This is a genomic window from Cupriavidus sp. C2SS-8b, assembly GCF_057073745.1.
The window spans coordinates 2,736,237-2,755,148 of sequence record NZ_CP172717.1 but is presented as its reverse complement, the minus strand read 5'-3'; the positions used below and the strand labels follow the sequence as shown (position 1 = coordinate 2,755,148).

At 66.0% G+C, this 18,912-nt stretch carries 22 protein-coding genes; 7 read left to right on the top strand and 15 right to left on the bottom strand.

The window, feature by feature from the left end; all coding sequences use genetic code 11:
• Nucleotides 1–795 carry an enoyl-CoA hydratase gene (locus tag ACIGJB_RS29375; RefSeq protein WP_483733439.1) on the top strand — a complete coding sequence of 265 codons (795 nt, stop codon included), beginning with the start codon at nucleotides 1–3 and terminating at the stop codon, nucleotides 793–795.
• Between the two features lie 22 nt (nucleotides 796–817).
• On the opposite strand, the gene ACIGJB_RS29370 is transcribed toward ACIGJB_RS29375, so the two are convergent.
• The gene (locus tag ACIGJB_RS29370; RefSeq protein ID WP_483733438.1) at nucleotides 818–1,753 is read right to left on the bottom strand and encodes a LysR family transcriptional regulator; all 936 of its coding nucleotides are present in this window, start codon (nucleotides 1,751–1,753) and stop codon (nucleotides 818–820) included.
• Nucleotides 1,754–2,028: 275 nt separating this feature from the next.
• Between ACIGJB_RS29370 and ACIGJB_RS29365 the strand changes: the two genes are divergently transcribed.
• From ACIGJB_RS29365 to ACIGJB_RS29355, 3 genes are all read left to right on the top strand, one after another.
• A complete protein-coding gene (locus ACIGJB_RS29365) occupies nucleotides 2,029–2,466 on the top strand; it encodes a VOC family protein (protein ID WP_483733437.1) in 438 nt (145 codons plus the stop codon).
• A gap of 126 nt (nucleotides 2,467–2,592) precedes the next feature.
• Nucleotides 2,593–2,796, top strand: a complete 204-nt coding sequence (locus ACIGJB_RS29360) for a SlyX family protein (protein WP_483733436.1) — start codon at nucleotides 2,593–2,595, stop codon at nucleotides 2,794–2,796.
• 96 nt (nucleotides 2,797–2,892) lie between these two features.
• Nucleotides 2,893–3,480, top strand: coding sequence for a DUF1439 domain-containing protein (locus ACIGJB_RS29355; protein WP_483733435.1), 588 nt, complete (start codon nucleotides 2,893–2,895; stop codon nucleotides 3,478–3,480).
• 19 nt (nucleotides 3,481–3,499) lie between these two features.
• Here the strand turns inward: ACIGJB_RS29355 and ACIGJB_RS29350 are convergent, their stop codons facing one another.
• The 5 genes from ACIGJB_RS29350 to ACIGJB_RS29330 form a co-directional block, all read right to left on the bottom strand.
• On the bottom strand, nucleotides 3,500–4,402 hold the full coding sequence (locus ACIGJB_RS29350; protein ID WP_483733434.1) for a DMT family transporter: 903 nt from the start codon (nucleotides 4,400–4,402) through the stop codon (nucleotides 3,500–3,502).
• A 341-nt stretch (nucleotides 4,403–4,743) separates the two neighbouring features.
• Complete coding sequence (locus ACIGJB_RS29345) at nucleotides 4,744–5,565, bottom strand: NAD-dependent protein deacetylase (RefSeq protein WP_483733433.1); 822 nt, start codon at nucleotides 5,563–5,565, stop codon at nucleotides 4,744–4,746.
• Nucleotides 5,562–5,750, bottom strand: coding sequence for an oxidoreductase-like domain-containing protein (locus ACIGJB_RS29340; RefSeq protein WP_483733432.1), 189 nt, complete (start codon nucleotides 5,748–5,750; stop codon nucleotides 5,562–5,564). Before ACIGJB_RS29340 ends, ACIGJB_RS29345 begins: the two co-directional genes overlap by 4 nt.
• A gap of 100 nt (nucleotides 5,751–5,850) precedes the next feature.
• Nucleotides 5,851–6,177 carry a hypothetical protein gene (locus ACIGJB_RS29335; protein WP_483733431.1) on the bottom strand — a complete coding sequence of 109 codons (327 nt, stop codon included), beginning with the start codon at nucleotides 6,175–6,177 and terminating at the stop codon, nucleotides 5,851–5,853.
• Between the two features lie 41 nt (nucleotides 6,178–6,218).
• Nucleotides 6,219–6,455: a hypothetical protein gene (locus ACIGJB_RS29330; protein WP_483733430.1), complete on the bottom strand. Its 237-nt coding sequence runs from the start codon at nucleotides 6,453–6,455 to the stop codon at nucleotides 6,219–6,221.
• Nucleotides 6,456–6,698: 243 nt separating this feature from the next.
• On the opposite strand from ACIGJB_RS29330, the gene ACIGJB_RS29325 reads away from it, so the two are divergent.
• Complete coding sequence (locus ACIGJB_RS29325) at nucleotides 6,699–8,999, top strand: patatin-like phospholipase family protein (RefSeq protein ID WP_483733429.1); 2,301 nt, start codon at nucleotides 6,699–6,701, stop codon at nucleotides 8,997–8,999.
• Between the two features lie 643 nt (nucleotides 9,000–9,642).
• On the opposite strand, the gene ACIGJB_RS29320 is transcribed toward ACIGJB_RS29325, so the two are convergent.
• The 9 genes from ACIGJB_RS29320 to ACIGJB_RS29280 form a co-directional block, all read right to left on the bottom strand.
• Entirely contained in the window at nucleotides 9,643–10,704 is a 1,062-nt protein-coding gene (locus ACIGJB_RS29320) for a phosphotransferase (protein ID WP_483733428.1), read from the bottom strand.
• 8 nt (nucleotides 10,705–10,712) lie between these two features.
• A complete protein-coding gene (locus ACIGJB_RS29315; RefSeq protein WP_483733427.1) occupies nucleotides 10,713–11,504 on the bottom strand; it encodes an SDR family NAD(P)-dependent oxidoreductase in 792 nt (263 codons plus the stop codon).
• 41 nt (nucleotides 11,505–11,545) lie between these two features.
• Complete coding sequence (locus tag ACIGJB_RS29310; RefSeq protein WP_483733426.1) at nucleotides 11,546–13,012, bottom strand: NAD(P)(+) transhydrogenase (Re/Si-specific) subunit beta; 1,467 nt, start codon at nucleotides 13,010–13,012, stop codon at nucleotides 11,546–11,548.
• Nucleotides 13,009–13,368: an NAD(P) transhydrogenase subunit alpha part 2 gene (locus tag ACIGJB_RS29305; protein ID WP_483733425.1), complete on the bottom strand. Its 360-nt coding sequence runs from the start codon at nucleotides 13,366–13,368 to the stop codon at nucleotides 13,009–13,011. The genes ACIGJB_RS29310 and ACIGJB_RS29305 overlap by 4 nt, the downstream gene beginning before the upstream one ends.
• A gap of 10 nt (nucleotides 13,369–13,378) precedes the next feature.
• On the bottom strand, nucleotides 13,379–14,497 hold the full coding sequence (locus tag ACIGJB_RS29300; protein ID WP_483733424.1) for a Re/Si-specific NAD(P)(+) transhydrogenase subunit alpha: 1,119 nt from the start codon (nucleotides 14,495–14,497) through the stop codon (nucleotides 13,379–13,381).
• Between the two features lie 99 nt (nucleotides 14,498–14,596).
• Nucleotides 14,597–15,391, bottom strand: coding sequence for a TauD/TfdA dioxygenase family protein (locus ACIGJB_RS29295; RefSeq protein ID WP_483734698.1), 795 nt, complete (start codon nucleotides 15,389–15,391; stop codon nucleotides 14,597–14,599).
• 24 nt (nucleotides 15,392–15,415) lie between these two features.
• Nucleotides 15,416–16,387, bottom strand: a complete 972-nt coding sequence (locus ACIGJB_RS29290) for a zinc-binding dehydrogenase (protein WP_483733423.1) — start codon at nucleotides 16,385–16,387, stop codon at nucleotides 15,416–15,418.
• A 49-nt stretch (nucleotides 16,388–16,436) separates the two neighbouring features.
• Nucleotides 16,437–16,802: a hypothetical protein gene (locus ACIGJB_RS29285; protein ID WP_483733422.1), complete on the bottom strand. Its 366-nt coding sequence runs from the start codon at nucleotides 16,800–16,802 to the stop codon at nucleotides 16,437–16,439.
• Nucleotides 16,792–17,253: a hypothetical protein gene (locus tag ACIGJB_RS29280; RefSeq protein WP_483733421.1), complete on the bottom strand. Its 462-nt coding sequence runs from the start codon at nucleotides 17,251–17,253 to the stop codon at nucleotides 16,792–16,794. The genes ACIGJB_RS29285 and ACIGJB_RS29280 overlap by 11 nt, the downstream gene beginning before the upstream one ends.
• Before the next feature lie 207 nt (nucleotides 17,254–17,460).
• On the opposite strand from ACIGJB_RS29280, the gene ACIGJB_RS29275 reads away from it, so the two are divergent.
• Together ACIGJB_RS29275 and ACIGJB_RS29270 are read left to right on the top strand one after the other, a co-directional pair.
• The gene (locus ACIGJB_RS29275; protein ID WP_483733420.1) at nucleotides 17,461–17,751 is read left to right on the top strand and encodes a UxaA family hydrolase; all 291 of its coding nucleotides are present in this window, start codon (nucleotides 17,461–17,463) and stop codon (nucleotides 17,749–17,751) included.
• A gap of 5 nt (nucleotides 17,752–17,756) precedes the next feature.
• Nucleotides 17,757–18,911, top strand: coding sequence for a UxaA family hydrolase (locus tag ACIGJB_RS29270; protein ID WP_483733419.1), 1,155 nt, complete (start codon nucleotides 17,757–17,759; stop codon nucleotides 18,909–18,911).
• Nucleotide 18,912: the final 1 nt, after the last annotated feature.

Genomic DNA, 18,912 nt, shown 5'->3' with positions numbered 1-18,912 from the left:
ATGAGCGAACAAGCATCCCACGCTTCCCCGGCATCTCTTACGCACGCCGGTGTCGAGATCGACGAACGGGGCGTTGCCACGCTGACCATCCGTGAAGCGGGCTCGCTGAATATCCTCGGCACGCCGGTGATCGCGGACCTGACCCGCGCGATCGGCGCGCTGGCCGCCAACGACGCCGTGCGCGTGCTGGTGGTGCGCGGCGCGGGCGAGAAGGGCTTTATCGGCGGCGCCGACATCAAGGAAATGGCGGCGCTGACGCGCGCTAGCGCCGAGGTCTTCATCAGCGGCCTGCGCGGCCTGTGCGACGCGCTGCGGCATTTCCCGGCACCCGTGATCGCGCGCATGCCGGGCTGGTGCCTGGGCGGCGGGCTGGAACTGGCGCTGGCCTGCGATCTGCGCATCGCGGCGGATAACGCCCAACTCGGCATGCCCGAGGTCAAGGTCGGCATTCCGTCGGTGATCCACGCCGCGCTGATGCCGCGGCTGGTCGGCAACGCCCGCGCCAACTGGATGCTGCTGACGGGCGAACTGTGCGGCGCGGAAGAAGCGCTGTCGTGGGGCCTGGTGAATCGCGTGGTGCCGCTGGCCGAACTCGACGCGGAAGTCGAGCGCGTCGCGGCGCTGTTCGCCGGCTTTGGCCCGCAGGTGGTGCGCCAGCAGAAGCGCCTGCTGCGCGAATGGGAGGAAGCACCGCTCGATGTCTCGATCAACAACAGCGTGACGGAGTTCGGCCGCGCGTTCGATACCGGCGAGCCGCAGCATCACATGGCGACGTTCCTCAACCGCAAGCGGTAAGCCGCGCAGCCTTAACGTTACGTTACGGTGCGGTCACCGCGACCGCACCGCCTTCGCGCGTGGCCGCCACGCGCGGATCGTTGAGCAGGAACTGCACGAATGCGGCGGCAAACCCGGGCAGCTTGCCATCGGCGCGCACGATCAGGTTCAGTTCGCGCAGCGCCCACGGCTCGGCCAGCCGCACGCCCACCACGCGCGCGTCGCGCAACGCCGCCGCCGCGACACTGCGCGGCACCAGCGCCACCCCGACACCCGCCTCCGCCAGCGACAGCACCGCGTCGAAACTGTGCGCATGCAGCCGCACGTTCGGGCTCTTGCCCGCGCGCTGCGCCATGTCGCGCAGGAACAGGAAGTTGCTGCTGGTGCGGCTCATGCAGACGAAGTCGAACGCCAGCGACGCGCCGAAGCGCACCTCCGCCTCGCGCGCGAGCGGATGGTCCGCGGCTACGGCCAGGATCAGCTCGTCGACGGCATAGCGGACCGAGCGCACGCCAGTCGTGTCGAAGTCGCCGGCAAGAATGCCGACGTCCGCTTCGTGCGCGGCCACCGCCGTCAGGATGGACTGGCTCGCGCGTTCCTCCAGGTCGATATTCACGTCCGGGTTCGCCGCCAGGAAGCGGCTTACGCTCGGGATGATGAAACCATTGAGCGAACTGCTGTTGGCCAGCAGGCGGATGTGGCCCTTGAGGCCGGCGGAAAATCGCCCGACCTCGCCATGCATGCGCTCCACGCCGAGCAGCAGTTCACGCACGTGCACCAGCAGCGTCTCGCCCGCCGGGGTCAGCTCCATGCCGCGCGCATTGCGCACGAACAACGGCGTCCCCATCGCATGTTCCAGGTTCTTCAGCCGGTAACTCGCGGCCGAGGCCGTGATGTGCGTGGCGGACGCACCGCCGGACAGGCTTTGTGCATCGGCAATCGCCTGAAACAGGCGCAGGTCCGTGAGTTCGTAACGCAATGCAACCCCATTTGTCGGTTGGTGCCCGCCGTGCCAGATTGGAATGCGAGAGCCAGGCGGCGCGGCCATTCTATGCCATGGCACCGACGGCGGCCTGCGGCGCACGGCCCTCGGCAAGGCGACGTGGACGTCGTCCACTTTCTTTGCTAAGGTATTGTGGACGGCGTACACAAACGCAATGTCGTCGCTCCCGATCGGGCCGCGGGCCCGGTGCCAGACTGTTCCAGACTGATTTCCAAGGCTGTCCGCCAGGACCGCCACACCAGGAGATGTCCATGCTAGTCCAGCCTTATCTGTTCTTCGAAGGCCGTTGCGAGGAAGCACTGGAGTTCTACAAGAAGACGATCGGCGCCCAGCCCGGCATGCTGATGCGGTTCAAGGACAACCCCGACAAAGACAAGGCCGGCGCCGGCGAAGGCTGCGGCCCCACGGCGGCCATGGATGACAAGGTCATGCACGCCGAGTTCACCATCGGCGACAGCCGCATCATGGTGTCCGACGGCCGCTGCAGCGGGAAGCCGAATTTCGAGGGCGTGGCCCTGTCGATCACCTACGACGATGCATCCGCCCTGGAAAAGGCGTTCAACGGCCTGACCGATGGCGGCCAGGTCATGATGCCGCTTACCCAGACCTTCTTCGCCGAGAAATTCGGCATGGTGACTGACCGCTTCGGCGTGCTGTGGATGCTGATCAAGCCTGCGGCGCATCACTAAGGCGTCAGCCGGCGGATAGATCCGGCACGACCTGGCGCCCGGCCTCGCTTACAATGCGCGGCTCGGCGCCCTTGCCGGAGATGAAGCCGGAAATGAAGCCGGAAATGAAGCCGAAGACGCACGCCCATGGATGACCACCTCATAGAACTGGAAATCAAGCTCGCCTTCCAGGAAGACCTGCTCGAAACGCTGAACCTGACCGTCGCGCGCCAGCAGCAACAGCTGGACCTGCTCCAGGAGCAGTTCCGCGCGCTCTACCAGCAGGTGCACACTGCCGCGTCGACGGCGGCCGAGTCCAACCCGCAGCACGAAATCCCCCCGCACTACTGAAGCCGATGCCGTGACACGGCGGCGGCATTGCCCATGCGCCGGAACGTTGCCGTGCCGATCCGTGTCTGACAGGCACCTGCAGACAACGTTGCGCCAATGCGCGCCCATCGCCACATGCGCCTTCATCGACGCCTTCATCCCCGACATTTGATGCTCGCCGCGGCGACCCTTGCCATGGCCACCGCCGCCCACGCCGGCTACAACATCTGGACCGGCGATTACACCTTCACCAGGCAGGAGTTGCAGCAGGCCGTGGACAAGCGCTTTCCGGCCACGCTGCACTACGCGCAGGTGGTCAGCGTGCAGCTCACCCACCCGCGCCTGGTGCTGGACGACGCCAATAACCGCATCACCACGCAGATGGATGCCCAGCTCACCAATGGGCTGGCCGCGTCGCCGCCGGTCAACGGCACGCTCTCGCTGAACAGCGGCCTGCGCTACGACAGGACCCAGCGCGCCGTGCTGCTGGACAACCCCACGGTGCAGGACGTGCAGGTGCAAGGCATGGCGCTGTACAAAGAGCAGCTCAATGCCATTGGCGCCGTGGTCGCCCAGCAGTTGCTGAAGGATTACCCGATCTACACGTTCAGGCCGGACGAATTGCGCTTCGGCGGCAAGGAAGTCGAACCGGGCGCGATCAAGGTGGAGCCTGACGGCATCCGCGTCGAGGTCAAGGATCGATAGGACCAGCCGGCCAGCAAGTTCAGTGTTCCGGCCTGCGCCGGAACACAAGCGCGAGTCCTGCCAGGATGGCCCCCATCCCGGCGATCGCCATCGGCGCCAGCCGGTTGCCGAGCAGCAAGTAGTCGAACACGGCCGTGCCCGCCGGCACGAGGTAGAACAGGCTCGTCACGTTGACCAGGTTGCCGGCGCGGATCAGCCGGTAGAACAGCAGCGTCGCAGCCACGGAAATCACCAGCGCCAGCCACAGCAGCGGCACGAAGAACGCCGGCGTGACATCGAAGGCAAACGGCTGGAACGTCAGGCATAGCAGGCACGCCAGGGTGCTGACGCCGTACTGCAGCGGCAGGACCTGCGTCGGGGTACTGGCGAGCCGCTTCTGCACGATCGCGCCGACTGTCACACTCATCAGCGAGGCCAGTGCGAACAGCACGCCGGCCGGCGACAGCCGCGCCATCAGCAGGCTGTCCGCCACCACCATCGCCAGGCCCGCCAGCGCAAGGGCCAGTCCGGCCAGGCGCGCCGCGCCAAAGCGCCGTTCGGTCAGCAGCAGCGTGAGCATCGGCTGCGCGCCGAGGATCGTGGCCAGCACGCCCGGCGTCAGGCCGCGCTCCAGCGCCAGGAAATAGCCGATGGAATACCCGGCAATCATCAGCGAGCCCGCTAGCGCGGCCAGGCCACGCTCACCGCGCGGCGGCAGCAACAACGGCCCGCGCGAGAGCGCGATGGCAACCAGCACGGCAAGCGCCAGCGCAAAGCGCAGCGTCAGCAGCGCGAACGGCGTGGCATGGTCAAGCGCCCAGCGGGCAAAGATGGCGCCGCTGCTCCACAGCAGCACGAAAAGGGGCGTGGCGCCCAGCGAGGCCAGCGTGCGCTGGCCGGAAGCGGCACCGGTCTGTGCCGCCAGGTTGTTGTCGATACGCATGGTGTTGCACCTGTCGAATGCATGGCAGGCTCCGGCACGCGCGCGTGTCATCGGCGCAATCGTGCGCCAACAATGCTGATGCCGGAGACGTCAGGAGGTGCTGCGGGAAGAACCCGTCAGCCGAGCAATGCCGGCGGCGGAGGCGCGCCGGCGGTCGCCGGGGGTGGCGATGCGACAGGAGGAGGGGAAGCGACCGAGACCATTGCAGCCAGGCCGCGTGCGCGCGCGCCGGCCGCAAGGGCGGAGAGGGCGTGGCGATGGCGGGCTGCGTTCATGGGACTCGAAGTTTGGAGAACAAGAAACGATGCGACGATGCTAGCGGCCGAAGACGCGTGGGTCAATCACCTGGCGGCAGCGAGCTGCGCCGTCAGTTCCGACAACGCCTGAGCGCACGGCGCTTCGACCTTGAGCGCGAGCATCGGATCGGCACGCGTCACGCCAAGATTGACGACGGCCACGGGCTTGCCCATCTGGGCGGCCCAGACGCAGAAGCGATAGCCCGAGTACACGACCAGCGACGAGCCGACCACAAGCACCGCATCCGACTGCGCCAATGCCGCGCGCGCGTCATCCACGCGATCACGCGGCACGGATTCGCCGAAGAAGACCACATCGGGCTTGAGCAGGCCGTCGCAGCGTTCGCACGACGGCACGCGGAAATGCGCGAACAGCGGCGATTCGAAATGGGCATCGCCATCGGCGGCGGGCTCGGCGATCACATCGCGCATCTCGCCGTTCTGCTCGGCCAGCCAGCGCTGCACGCCAGCGCGGTCATGGCGCGTGCCGCACGACAGGCAGATCGCGCTGCCGATGCTGCCGTGCAGCTCGATCACGTCTTCACTGCCGGCACGCTGGTGCAACCCGTCCACGTTCTGCGTGACCAGCCGCGTCACATGCCCTTGCGCGGCCAGCGCCACCAGCGCGTGATGCCCGGCATTGGGCTGTGCGCCAGCCGCCACGGGCCAGCCGATCATGCTGCGCGCCCAGTAGCGCTGGCGTGCCGCATGCGAGCCCAGGAAGGCTTGCAGCGTGATCGGCTGTGAACGCTGCCACTGGCCGTTCGCGTCGCGGTAGCCGGGGATGCCGGAATCGGTGCTGATGCCGGCGCCCGTCAGCACGAACAGGCGCGGATGCTGCCGCACGAAATCGCCGAGCGCGCTCACGTGGGCGAATCCTCCGCGGCGGCGTGGCGCGCCTCCCACGCCTTCAGCTCGTCGCGATAGCGCTCCAGTTCCTGGTAGTAGTAATCGAAGATGCAGGGGTCGCAGCCGGAGCCACAGCATTCGTTGTCGCCGGGCCGCTCGGGCGGCAGGGGACGGGGGTCGTCTTGATGGGAATGGTCGGACACGGAACAGCTCGAAGTCGCAAAGCCGGCAACGCCGGCGTTGCCGACAGTATATGCCCGGGGCGGAAAGCAAGCCCGCGGTGCCTTGGCCAGCACTGCCGCGCTAATGATTCAGCAACCCGTTCCCCACCGGAATCACCAGCCTGTCGCCACCCAGGCACGCGATATCATCGCCGGCCAGCCAGCGCGACACCACATCCGTCAGCTTGCAGCCGATGCGCGCAAGCTCCGCCGCGTCAGCCACATAGACCGCGTCGATCACGTCCTGGTCGAACTGCAGCGCCGCGCCGTGACGCGGACGACCACCGGAGTCTGGCGGCTCCGCCTGCCAGACCACCTGCACCTGGCTGCCGCTGCCACGGCTGTATTGCGCCGACATCGGAAACAGGCGACAAGTATGCTCACGCGCCCAATCGACCAGTGCAGTCATGGCGGATCCCTCCATCGGGCGCCGGCATGCCGGCGGGCCGCTCAGCGGCTCAACACATGGTAGAGCCAGTCGTGCGCTCGCTTGGGAATCCCGAGGCCCCGGGCGTCCAGTGGCTGCCCGCGCACCCGCAAATCGCCCTCGTGAAGGGCATCCACCGCAGCCTGGGCATCCGGATAGCGTCCGACGACGCCATTGCCCAACATCAGCATCCAGTCTTTTTCCCGAGGAATCAGGGTCAGTTGCCCCGCGGCGGTCTGGCAAAAAAAATAACCGTGCATGCGGTCCCCAGAGCCTTGCCTGTTCTTTCGATAGTAGCCGTTCCGCTCGCCCGGCGCCCGGCATGTTGTGGTGCAGTGCGGCGATCTGAACGCTTCCGCGGGCCATGATGAATTGTTTCGATGGCGGGCTCAGTGCCGCCGGCTTTGCGCCAAGATACCTTCAAGCATCGCCGGCCCGTCAGCGTCACCCTTCCCTGGCCGGGCGACCCGAGCCATAACTCCCGGCGCCTGCGGACCTGTCCCATGAACGTTGCGACGCGATCCCTGTTGGCTGCGCTGCCCGCTGCCGCACTGCTGCTGGGGCTGGGGCTGGGCAATGCCTGCGCGGCCGAGGCCGCGGGCGAGCCAACGCCGGCGCCGGGCCCCGCGCCCGCCGTCACGCCGCCGTCTCCGCCACAGGTGCCGGCCCCAGGCCTGGGCCGCCCGCGCATCTGCCTGGTGCTGTCGGGGGGCGGTGCGCGCGGCGCGGCGCATATCGGCGTGCTCAAGGTCCTGGAAGCGATGCGCGTGCCGGTCGATTGCATCGCCGGCACCAGCATGGGCTCGCTGGTCGGCGGCGCCTATGCCAGCGGCATGTCGCCGGCCGACATGGAAAAGCTCGTGGGCGGCCTGACGACCGCGAAGATCTTCAAGGAACGCCCGCCGCGCCAGGACCTGACGGTGCGCCGCAAGCTCGACGACTACACCAACCTGTTCACGCCCGAGATCGGCCTCAAGGACGGGAAGATCCAACTGCCCAAGGGGGCGGTCTCCGGCGTGCAGCTGGAAACGGTGCTGCGCCAGTTGGCCCAGGTGCCGGGCTACCGCGACTTCGACAAGTTGCCGATCCCCTACCGGGCCGTGGCCACCGACCTGGTCGCGGGAACGCCGGTCGTGTTCAGCAACGGCGAACTCGCGCAGGTGATGCGTGCCAGCATGTCCGTGCCGGGCGCGGTCGCGCCGGCCGAGTACGAGGGGCGCCTGCTGGTCGACGGCGGACTGACGGACAACCTGCCGGTGGACGTGGCGCGGAAGATGGGCGCCGACATCGTGATCGCCGTGAACCTGGGCACGCCGCTGATGCGGCGCGACGAGCTGAACTCGATCCTCGGCGTGACGGGGCAGATGCTCAACATCCTGACCGAGCAGAATGTGCGCAGTTCGCTGGCCTTGCTCAAGCCGATCGATGTGCTGATCCTGCCGGAGCTGGGCGATTTCTCGGCCAGCGATTTCGACCACCTGACCGACACCATCCCCATCGGCGAAGCCGCCGCGCGCAAGGTGGCGGACCGCCTCGCGCCGCTGGCGTTGCCGCCAGAGCAGCACGCGGCACTGCGCACGCGCCAGCAGAACCTGGCGCCACCTGACTTGCGGCCCGTCGATGAAATCCGCTTTGCGCCGATGGAACGGGTCAATCCCGCCTTTGCCGCGGCGGCGATGGAAACCAAGCCGGGGCAGCCGATCGACCAGGCGCAGCTCGACCTCGACATGCGGCGCCTGTTCGGGACCGGCGACTTTGAACATGTGAACTATGGCTTCCTGGAAGAGCCTGGCCGGCACATCATGACTGTCGATGCGGTCGAGAAGTCCTACGGACCGAACTACCTGCGCTTCGGCCTTGGCCTGAATACGGACTTCCGCGGCGATGCATACTTCAACCTCGTCGCCAGCCACCGGCGCACGTGGATCAACTCGCTGGGCGCCGAATGGCGCAATGACGTGCAGGTCGGACAGACTTCCGCGCTGCACAGCGAGTTCTACCAGCCGCTGAACATCCGGCAGTACTTCTTCGTGGCGCCGCGCATCGATATCGAACGCAGGCCCGTCAACATCTTCCAGGGCACCACGCGGATCGCGCAATATGATGTGCGAAGCTATACCGCGTCGCTGGACTTCGGCAGCCAGTTCACCAAATACGGCGAAGCGCGCATCGGCGTGCAGGCCGGTGCGGCCGATGCCTCGCTCAGCACCGGCCCGGCTCAATTGGCACCGGGGCCCGGCCATATCCGGATCGGGGCCATTACCGGCCGCGTCTTCCTGGATCAGCTCGACAGCACGTCGTTCCCGCGCAGCGGTTACGCGGGGTGGCTCAAGGTCTTCGCTTCCCAGCCCGGGCTGGGCGCCGACCAGACCTATGTCAAGGGCACTATCGACGGTATCTATGCGATTTCGTTTGGCAACAACACCTTTAACCTGGGCTTCCGGGCTGGCAGCAAGATCGGCAGCAACCCGCTGCCGCGCTATGACTTGTTCCAGTGGGGCGGCTTCCTGCAGCAATCGGGCTACAGCACGGGGCAGCTGCTTGGCGAGAACCTGCAGTTCGCGCGCATCGTCTACTACAACAAGCTGGTCAGGCAAACCCTGCTGGAAGGCGTGTATGCCGGCATGTCGCTGGAAGCGGGGCACGTGGGCGGTCCGCTGGTGCCCGGGAGCCCAACGGGCATCCTGAAGTCAGGATCGATCTTCCTTGCACTGGACAGCCCGATCGGGCCGCTTTACCTGGCATACGGGCGGGCGACGGCAGGGGTCTACAGCTTCTATCTGTTCCTTGGCAGACCTTATTGAGTTGCTTTTTGATTGTTGCCCAAGGAGACCCCTCGAAAGTTGTATGTAATGTCTTAATACATGGCCTATAATGTTTTTGTCGTTGAGACCCCCATCTTGACTGACAACCCCCTTCCCCATCGCCGCCGCAAAGCGGCGATTTTTTTCTGGTCTTTGGGGGGGCGTTGTGGGTTGGGAGGCGGGGGCGTGGGGTTGTGACTCGGTCTTCGCTCTTGACATGCGCCGCTGTTTCGCAGGCGTAGCCTGCGAGTCACTTTTTGTCCGAGCGACAAAAAGTAACCAAAAAACGCGTCGCTTGCCCTAACGGGCGAATATTGATCGTAGTGTGCTGCGGGTGTTGTACGGGTATTCGCTTCAGAGCGTGCCCGGCTGCCTGCCGCGTGGTGCGCGTCCGCCTGCAGGCTCTCCAACAATGATTGAACCAGCCCTGAACCTGTCCGTGGCCCGACACTGCCAGCGCTATCGCATCATCGCCTTCGGCTGCTACGCGGCTCACTAGTCGGCAGGCGGGACGACATCAATGGCTCAGATGCTGGTGCTTCCGTTTCTTCTCTTCTCGTCTCTTCCCTGCCCTGCCCTGACCTGACCTCGGTCTTTTACTGAGTGCGCGCAGCGCAGCCGTAGGCGTCCTACCGATGGTAGATCAGCCCACGCGTTGCGCCTGCGCCCACGCCAGATCCGCAACACGCGCGAAGCGCTCGCCCATGGCATGGGCTTCCGCACTGGATGCCGTCCCGCGCGCAGCTCGCCCCTTGATGCCATGCAGGATCGACGCGAAGCGGAACATGTTGAAGGCGATATAGAAGTCGAGATCGGCGATGCCGTCACGTCCCGTGCGACGGCAATAGGCCTCCACGTAGGCCGACTCACCAGGCAAGCCCGCCGCTGCGAGATCACGCCCCGCGATGCCGCCCAGGATATCGGGCGGCATGCGGAACATCATCGCGTGATAAGCGAAATCGGCAAGCGGATCGCCCAGCGTCGACAACTCCCAGTCCAGCACGGCCAGCACGCGCGGCTCGCTAGCATGGAAGATCAGGTTGTCGGCACGGAAATCGCCATGGGTAATGGCAACATCGTCTGTGGCAGGCAGATGCCGAGGCAGCCATTCAACCAACTTATCCATCGCCGGATGCCGGCCAGCAAGTTCGTCGCTCAGGTACTGCGCGGACCAGCGCGCGACCTGTCGGGCCACATAGCCGCCAGCCTTGCCGTAATCGCCGAGTCCAATGGACTGCGGATCGATCGTATGCAGCGTGGCCAGCGTCGCATTCATGGCATCCATGTACGCGGCACGGTCGGCACTTGGCACATCGGCAAAGCCGGCATCCCAGAAAATGCGCCCCTCGACCAGGTCCATCACGAAGAACCAGCTGCCGATCACCGAATCATCGGTACACAGTCCGTGGATGCGCGGCACCGGAAAACCCGCCTGTCCCAGCGCCGCCATCACGCGCGCTTCCCGTTCCACCGCGTGGGCGCCCTTGAGCAGTTCGCCGGGCGGCTTGCGCCGCAGCACATAGCTGTGCCCCGGCGTGCGCAGGCGGTAGGTCGGGTTCGATTGTCCGCCCTTGAACTGGTCGATGGTCAGCGGCCCGGCATAGCCCTCGACGTGCTGCGCCATCCAGCGCTCCAGCGCCGGCTGGTCGAAGCGGTGCTGCTCGCGTACCGGCACCGTGCCGGCGAAATCGTTTGCCTCTGCCATGACTTGCCTCAAAGCGAATTGATGGAATGACCGCCGTCGACGGGCAACACCGTGCCTGTCATGAAGTCGGAGGCATTGGAGGCCAGCAGCAGCAGCGCGCCGTCGAGCTGGCGCGGCTGCCCGAGCCGGCGCTGCGGGATGCGCCGGATCAGCGCCTGTCCGCTTTCGGTCTCGAAGAAACTGCGATTGATCTCGGTCTCGAAATAGCCCGGCGCCAGCGCATTGACACGGATGCCATGGCGCGCCCACTCGAGCGCCAGCGAACGCGTGAGATGAATCAGGCCAGCCTTGGCGGCGGTGTACGCCGGCACCTGCTGCGCCACGCGCAGGCCCAGGATCGATGCGATGTTGATGATGCTGCCGCCCGTCTCGTGATCGCGCATCATGCGCGCGGCGCGCTGGGCGACGCGCCAGGCGCCGTTCAGATTGGTGTCGATCACGCTCTGCCACTGCGCCTCGTCGACCTCCATGGCCGCACCCGTGGTGGCGATGCCGGCGCTGTTGACGACGATCTGCACCGGCCCAAGCTCGCGCCTGGCGCCCTCGAACGCCGCGTCGACCCAGGTGGGGTCCCTGACGTCGAGCGCGACCACGCAGCCCTCGCCGCCCTGCTTGCGCAGTTCGGCCAGCAGCGCCTCGCCTTCGCCCACGCGCCGTCCCGCCAGTGCCACCTTGCAGCCAGCGCGCGACAGGGTCTTCGCGAAATGCAGGCCAAGGCCGCCGAAAGCGCCAGTGACCAACGCCACCTTGCCCTCCAGGTCGGCAAACGGTTCCAGGCCGCGACTATCGTGCTGCTTCATGCCATGTCTCCTGTGTACTGTGATGTCGCTTGCGGCGCGGCTTATGCGGCCTTGACCATGTCCTCGACCACCTTCTTGGCGTCGCCGAACACCATCATGGTCTTGTCCATGTAGAACAGTTCGTTATCCAGGCCGGCATAACCGGCAGCCATCGAACGCTTGTTCACGATGATGGTCTTGGCCTTGTAGGCCTCCAGGATCGGCATGCCCGCAATCGGTGACTTCGGATCGGTCTTGGCCGAGGGATTCACCACGTCGTTGGCCCCCAGCACCAGCACCACGTCGGCCTGGCCGAACTCGCTGTTGATGTCTTCCATCTCGAAGACCTGGTCGTACGGCACCTCGGCCTCGGCCAGCAGCACGTTCATGTGGCCCGGCATGCGGCCCGCCACCGGGTGGATCGCATACTTCACCGTCACGCCCTTCTCGGTCAGCTTCTCGGTCAGTTCCTTGAGCGCGTGCTGCGCGCGCGCCACGGCCAGGCCGTAGCCCGGCACGATGATCACGGTCTCGGCGTTGCCCATCAGGAACGAGGCGTCATCGGCCGAGCCCGACTTCACATTGCGCTGGGCCTGCGCGCCGGCCGCGCTGGCCGCCGTCGCATCGCTGCCGAAGCCGCCCAGGATCACGTTGAAGAACGAACGGTTCATCGCCTTGCACATGATGTACGAGAGGATGGCACCCGATGAACCCACCAGCGAGCCGGCGATGATCAGCATCGGGTTGTTCAGCGAGAAGCCGATCCCGGCGGCCGCCCAGCCCGAGTACGAATTCAGCATCGACACCACCACCGGCATGTCGGCGCCGCCGATCGGGATGATGATCAGCACGCCGAGCACAAAGGCAATGGCGAGCATCACCAGGAACGACATCCACTCCTGCGTCATGAAGAACGCGATGCCGAAGCCGACCATCGCGACGGCCAGGGCCAGGTTCAGCATGTGCTGCCCCGGGAACACCACCGGCGCGCCCTGGAACAGGCGGAACTTGTAACGCCCGGCCAGCTTGCCGAAAGCGATCACCGAACCGGAGAACGTGATGGCGCCGACGAAGCAGCCGATGAATAACTCGATACGGTTGCCCATCGGGATCTCATGCGAGCCCGCCGCTGCGATGCCAAATGCGGCAGGTTCCGCGACGGCTGCCACGGCAATGCACACCGCGGCCATGCCGATCAGCGAGTGCATGGCGGCCACCAGTTCGGGCATCTTGGTCATCTCGACCTTCTTTGCCACATAGGCGCCGATGCCGCCGCCGACAACGAGCCCCGCGAGAATCAGCGCCAGTCCGGAACCTGCGCCCGTGCCACCGTCGGCAGCAAGAAACTCACTCTTGAGCTTGGCGATCAGCGCCACCGTGGTGAGCGCCGCCACCGCCATGCCGATCATGCCAAAGGCGTTGCCCTTGCGGGCCGAAGCCGGATGCGACAAGCCTTTCAACGCCTGGATGAAGCAGACCGACGCCCCCAGGTAGAACAGCGTCACCATATTCATGGACAGGGCATTCATCGCGGCATCTCCACCAGTTCGCCGCCGCCATGCGGGGCCTTCGCATTGCCTTCGGCCTTCACCTTGGGCGCCTTCTTGCGGAACATCTCCAGCATGCGCTGCGTGACCAGGAAGCCGCCGAACACATTGACGGCGGCCAGTGCCACCGCCAAGGTGCCCATGGTGCGGCCCACGCCGCCTTCAGTCAGGCCGGCCGCCAGCATGGCGCCGACGATGATGATGGCCGAGATGGCGTTGGTTACCGCCATCAGCGGCGTATGCAGCGCGGGCGTTACCGTCCACACCACGTGGTAGCCCACGTAGATCGCCAGCACGAAGATGATCAGGTTGATCACCGTGTGGTTCACCATTTCCATCGAACTCTCCTTAACAGGCCAATGCCTCTTCTTCCCGCCGCGTCATCAGGCAGGCGGCGACGATGTCGTCGTCCGGGTTGAGCGTGAACTGTCCTTCCTTATCGATGACAAGCTTGAGGAAATCCAGCACGTTGCGCGCATAGAGCGCCGAGGCATCTGCCGCGACCATGCTGGCGAGGTTGGTGTGGCCGACGAAGGTCACGCCATGGCGCTCGACCACTTCGTCGGCGACGGTCAGCGGACAGTTGCCGCCTTGCGCGGCGGCCAGGTCGACCACGACCGAGCCGGGCTTCATCTGCTGCACGGTTGTTTCCTGCAGCAGCACGGGTGCCTTGCGGCCCGGGATCAGTGCGGTAGTAATGATGATGTCCGCCTGCTTCGCCCGCTCATGCACCAGTTCAGCCTGACGGCGCATCCAGTCCGACGGCATCGGACGGGCATAGCCCCCCACGCCTTGCGCGATCTCGCGCTCTTCGTCGGTGATAAACGGCACGTCCAGGAACTTGCCGCCGAGCGATTCGATCTGCTCCTTCACGGCCGGACGCACGTCGGACGCCTCGATCACCGCGCCCAGGCGCTTGGCCGTGGCGATGGCCTGCAGGCCAGCCACGCCGGCGCCGAGGATCAGCACGCGCGCCGCCTTGACGGTGCCCGCGGCGGTCATCAGCATCGGCATGAAGCGCTGGTAATGGTGCGCGGCGATCAGCACGGCCTTGTAGCCGGCGATATTGGCCTGCGACGACAGCACGTCCATGCTCTGCGCGCGCGTGGTGCGCGGCGCGGCTTCGAGCGCGAACGCGGTGATGCCGGCGGCGGCCATGCGCGCCTTGTTTTCGGCATCGAACGGATTGAGCATGCCCACCAGCACGGCGCCGGGCTTCATGTGCGCCAGTTCGGTGATCTCGGGTGCGCGCACCTTCAGCACCAGTTGCGCACCGAGCGCCTCGCCAGCGCTGCCGATGCGCGCGCCCGCCGCCTCATAGGCGGCGTCCGGCTGGCTGGCCCGCACCCCGGCGCCCGCCTGCACCACTACCTGATGGCCCTGTGCGACGTATTTCTTGACCGTCTCCGGCGTGGCGGCGACGCGCGCCTCCCCCGCCCGAGTCTCAGTCGGGATTCCTATCTGCATGCTTCACTCCTGTGGTCCGCGCCGTCCTGCGTGGGGCAGTGCGCCGGGCCACGCCACCGGCCAACAGCGGCCGGGGCGGTGCCGGTATGGTGGTGCCGCTTAGCGGGGCACGTCGCCTTCGAGCGTCACGCGGTTGAGCACGCGCTCGGCATTGCCATAGTCATGCACGGCGTAGTGCATGGTGTTGCGGTTGTCCCACATCACCACATCGCCCTCCTGCCACATGTGGCGGTACACGTTGTCCGGCGTGGTGGAGTGCTCGTACAGGAAATCGAGCAGCGGACGGCTTTCCGCCTCGGTCATGCCTTCGATGCACAGCGCGGTATCCGGGTGGCCGACGTACAGCGCCTTGCGGCCCGTTTCCGGATGCGTGCGCACGATCGGATGCACCGCCGTCGGTACCTTGTCCGAGCCGGTCATCTTCGCCAGGCGGCCGCCGCTGAACGTGGCGCGCAGGCCTTCAATCAGGCGCTTCAGCGTCGGCGACAGACGGTCGTACGACAGATACTGGTTGCACCACATGGTGTCGCCGCCCACCGGGATGGTGACCGCCGACAGGATGGAGATCTTCGGCGGCACGGCCGTGTAGATCGAATCGGAATGCCACGCTTCGGTGGAAGCGGTCTCCTTCGGGATCTTGGTGACCTGGCACAGTTCCGGAAACTCCGCCAGGCCCTTCAGCAGCGGGTTGCCCTGCACCGGCGTGCCCCACAGGCGCGCGAACGCCACCTGTGCCGCCGGCTGCAGGAACTGGCCGCGGAACACCAGCATGCCGTGCTCCAGGAAGGCCTGGTGCAAGACCTGGAACGTGGCGTCGTTGATCGGATCGTTCAGGTTCACGCCGGTGATGGCGGCGCCTACGGAGCCGGTCAGCGGCTTGATTTCGATGGTCATCATGTCTCCTCGTTTGTCGATGGCTCAGTCGACCAGCAGCACGATCTTGCCGACGTGCTGGTCCTGTTTCATGTATGCGTGGGCCGCGCCGATGTCGGTCATGGCAAAGGTGCGGTCGATCGGCAGCTTGACGCGGCCGGCGCGCAGGAACGGCAGCATGTCGCGCGCGCAGGCCTGGATGCACTCCAGCCGCTCCTGTTCCGTGCGGGTGCGGAAGGTCACGCCGATCAGCTGCAGGCGCTTGAGCCACAGCAGCGACAGGTCGATCTGCGCCGTGGCCGAACCGAGCCGCGCGATATTCACGAAGCGCCCCTTGACCGCCAGGCTCTTCATGTTGGCCTCGAACACCGGGCCGCCGACCGTGTCGATGATGACGTCGACGCCCTTGTTGCCGGTGGCCGCCATGACGGCTTCGACCTGGTCGTCTTTCGAAGAATCGATGCCGACGTCCACCCCGTACTGGCTGATCTTGTCAAGCTTGGCCGCCGAACGCGACGTGGCGATGACAGGCTTCGCGCCCATCAGCGCGGCGATCTGGATCGCGGCCATCGCGACGCCGCCCGAGGCGCCGTTGATCAGCACCGACTCGCCCGCCTTGAGCTGCCCGTTGACCACCAGCGCGTCGTGCGCGGTGATGAAGACATTGGGGAACGCCGCGGCGTCGATCCACGACATGCCGTCCGGCACCGCAATCAGCGCCATCGGGTCGGCAATCACAAACTCGGCCTGGCAACCCTTGCCGTGCCCCATGACCCGGTCGCCCTTGCGCCAGCCATGCACGCCTTCGCCAACTTCGGCCACCTCGCCCGCGAACTCGACGCCGGTGGTGATGGTGTTGCCGGTACGCAGTTCTTTCGCCTGGTTGATTTCCCCCCGATTCAGGCCCGATGCGCGGACCCTCACCAGCACTTGTCCCGCCGCCACGACGGGTACGGGAATATCCTGCACTTCGACCTTGCCGCCCTCCGGGCCTGGTACTACGCGGACTGCCTTCACTGTTGGCTCCTTGTCTGACTCTGTCGTTGTCTTTGAATCTGTCGGTGGCTCACGGGGCGCCGAGCGCCGACGCCCGGATCAGCGCAAGCAGCGTCAGCGCGCGTTCGGCGGCGGCCTCGCCACCGGCGTGATTGCCCCGTACGAACGGCGCGCGGCTGTCCTCGATCGCTGCCAGCGCTGCAAGCGGTTTTTCCGCGGCCACCGCGAGCCGCCGGAATTCATTCAAGGTCAGCAGGTAGCTGTGGAACACGTCCTGTGTCGACGGCGTCGCGCCACACTTGTGCAGCAGGACATTGAGCCAGTGCGTGCCGGCCAGCATCGCGGCTTCGATGGTCATCTCGTAGTCCGTGGCCTCGCACTTCTGCATCGATGCCTCGATGCGCCGCGCAATCGCCATGTGCGCTTCAATGTCCATGCGCGGCTCCTTCCATGCGGCGGTTCAGTACGCCCAGGCATCGCCGCAGCGCCGCGTCGCAGCTCTGCGCAATCGCCTGCGTCGGCTCCAGGCCTTCACGCAGGCACGGATCGCGGTAGTGCTCGATCCGCTCCATGTCTTCCATCATCGCCGCGATATCGGCGGGCACCGGCGCTTCGACCTTCGGACGGCCGACATGCAGCACATCGCCCAGCGGTCGGAACGCGGCCTTCAGGTTGCCGTCCGGCTGCGGCACCAGATAGACCCCGGGTTGCGTCGCAAACATATCGTCGTCGAGCGTGATGCCGGCCTGGTGCAGTGCCGCGTTGACCGCATGCGTGCCCGCAGTCATGCCTGCCCAGAACCACAGTTCGAAATCCTCGAGCGGATCCAGCCGTTCACGCAGTGCCTGGAGCTTCGCAATTTTCACGAGGTGTGATGCCACCTTCATGCCTGTCCTCTTGTGTTGGGAGCGGGTGCCGCATCCGGGCAGCTCCGTTGTTATGACGATAGACATGCGCATGAACGATGTCAACAACTTCTATATAGGACTTCTACGGAGGAGTAGTGGTTTTCTCGGGGATGGCCTTGTTTCTCCTTGACTAAGACCACGCCGATTCTCTACATTGCATCTCAACACCTATACAGGAGTTAATCAATGCCCCGAGCCATCGTACTGAACCCGGCCGACAACGTGGCCACCTTGCTGGACGCCGGCCATGCCGGTGACGCCTGCGCCCTGGAAGGCGAACGAACCGGGCAGCTGGTCCTGCTGCAGGACGTTCCGTTCGGCCACAAGGTGTGCGTCAGCGAGACCACGGCAGGCCAGGACATCCTGAAGTACGGCCAGATCATCGGCCGCGCCAGCCACGCGATCCGTGCCGGCGAACACATGCACGTTCACAACATCGAGTCGGCGCGTGCGCGCGGCGACCTGCACAAGGGCTAATACAGATGGCAACCACCTTTCTCGGCTACCCGCGCGAAAATGGCGCGGTCGGCGTGCGCAACTGGGTCGCCGTCGTCTCCGTCATGGACAACTGCAACCCGGTGACGCGCACCATTGCGCGCACCGTGGGCGGCTGCATCCCAGTCACCACGCTGTTCGTGCGCGGCCAGTTCGGCGCCGATCTCGATTTCGCCTTCGAATCGCTGGCGGGCCTGGGCCGCAACCCCAACATCGCGTCGGTGCTGCTGGTGGGCCTGGAGCCGTCTTCCACCGAGGAAGTCGCGCGCCGCATCAAGGCCAGCGGCAAGCCTGTGGAACAGGTCCACCTGCAGCCCAACGGCACCGTCGATTGCATTGCCGAAGGCACGCGCAAGGCCACGCGGCTTTCCATTCAGGCCTCGCGCGCGCGCCGCGTGCCGTGCCCGGTTTCGTCGCTGGTGCTCGGCGTGGAATGCGGCGGATCGGATACCACGTCGGGCCTGAGCTGCAACCCGGTGATCGGCCGCATGGCCGATCTCGTGATCGCCGAAGGCGGCACGGTGATCATCTCCGAGACCTCCGAGTTCATCGGTGCCGATCACCTGTTCGCCGACCGGGCCACCGACAGGCGCGTGCGCGAGGCCTTTGTCACCGCCGTGCGCAATATGGAAAACCTGGCGATTTCGCGCGGCGTCGACATGCGCGAGGACCAGCCCTCGCCCGACAACAAGCGCGGCGGCCTGACCACGGTCGAGGAAAAAGCGCTCGGCGCCCTGGCCAAGGCCGGCACCACGCCGCTGGTGGGCGTGCTGCGCTATGGCGAGGCACCGCAGAAGAAGGGCCTGCATTTCATGGACGCCCCGGCCGCGGCAGTGGAAAATCTGACTGCGCTTGCTGCCGGCGGGTGCCAGCTCACCTTCTTCGGCACCGGAGTGGGCAACCCGATCGGCAGCATGGTGGCACCGACCGTCAAGGTGTGCGGCAACGTCAATACGCTGCAGACCATGGCCGACAACATAGATTTCGACGTCAGCGGAATCCTCCAGCACGGAGAAAAAATCTCCGATCTCGGCGATCAGCTCTATGCCTATGCGATGGACGTCGCATCGGGCACGCAGCTGACCAGCGAGGTGCTCGATATCCGGGAGACCGCGATCAGTCGATTCGCACTGAGCCTCTGAG

Coding starts and splice junctions, on each gene's coding strand:
- ACIGJB_RS29375 (WP_483733439.1), top strand. CDS start 1: ATGAGCGAACAAGCATCCCACGCTTCCCCGGCATCTCTTACGCACGCC.
- ACIGJB_RS29365 (WP_483733437.1), top strand. CDS start 2,029: ATGCTAGTCCAGCCTTATCTGTTCTTCGAAGGCCGTTGCGAGGAAGCA.
- ACIGJB_RS29360 (WP_483733436.1), top strand. CDS start 2,593: ATGGATGACCACCTCATAGAACTGGAAATCAAGCTCGCCTTCCAGGAA.
- ACIGJB_RS29355 (WP_483733435.1), top strand. CDS start 2,893: ATGCGCGCCCATCGCCACATGCGCCTTCATCGACGCCTTCATCCCCGA.
- ACIGJB_RS29350 (WP_483733434.1), bottom strand. CDS start 4,402: ATGCGTATCGACAACAACCTGGCGGCACAGACCGGTGCCGCTTCCGGC.
- ACIGJB_RS29335 (WP_483733431.1), bottom strand. CDS start 6,177: ATGACTGCACTGGTCGATTGGGCGCGTGAGCATACTTGTCGCCTGTTT.
- ACIGJB_RS29330 (WP_483733430.1), bottom strand. CDS start 6,455: ATGCACGGTTATTTTTTTTGCCAGACCGCCGCGGGGCAACTGACCCTG.
- ACIGJB_RS29325 (WP_483733429.1), top strand. CDS start 6,699: ATGAACGTTGCGACGCGATCCCTGTTGGCTGCGCTGCCCGCTGCCGCA.
- ACIGJB_RS29320 (WP_483733428.1), bottom strand. CDS start 10,704: ATGGCAGAGGCAAACGATTTCGCCGGCACGGTGCCGGTACGCGAGCAG.
- ACIGJB_RS29315 (WP_483733427.1), bottom strand. CDS start 11,504: ATGAAGCAGCACGATAGTCGCGGCCTGGAACCGTTTGCCGACCTGGAG.
- ACIGJB_RS29310 (WP_483733426.1), bottom strand. CDS start 13,012: ATGAATGCCCTGTCCATGAATATGGTGACGCTGTTCTACCTGGGGGCG.
- ACIGJB_RS29305 (WP_483733425.1), bottom strand. CDS start 13,368: ATGGAAATGGTGAACCACACGGTGATCAACCTGATCATCTTCGTGCTG.
- ACIGJB_RS29300 (WP_483733424.1), bottom strand. CDS start 14,497: ATGCAGATAGGAATCCCGACTGAGACTCGGGCGGGGGAGGCGCGCGTC.
- ACIGJB_RS29295 (WP_483734698.1), bottom strand. CDS start 15,391: ATGACCATCGAAATCAAGCCGCTGACCGGCTCCGTAGGCGCCGCCATC.
- ACIGJB_RS29285 (WP_483733422.1), bottom strand. CDS start 16,802: ATGGACATTGAAGCGCACATGGCGATTGCGCGGCGCATCGAGGCATCG.
- ACIGJB_RS29280 (WP_483733421.1), bottom strand. CDS start 17,253: ATGAAGGTGGCATCACACCTCGTGAAAATTGCGAAGCTCCAGGCACTG.
- ACIGJB_RS29275 (WP_483733420.1), top strand. CDS start 17,461: ATGCCCCGAGCCATCGTACTGAACCCGGCCGACAACGTGGCCACCTTG.
- ACIGJB_RS29270 (WP_483733419.1), top strand. CDS start 17,757: ATGGCAACCACCTTTCTCGGCTACCCGCGCGAAAATGGCGCGGTCGGC.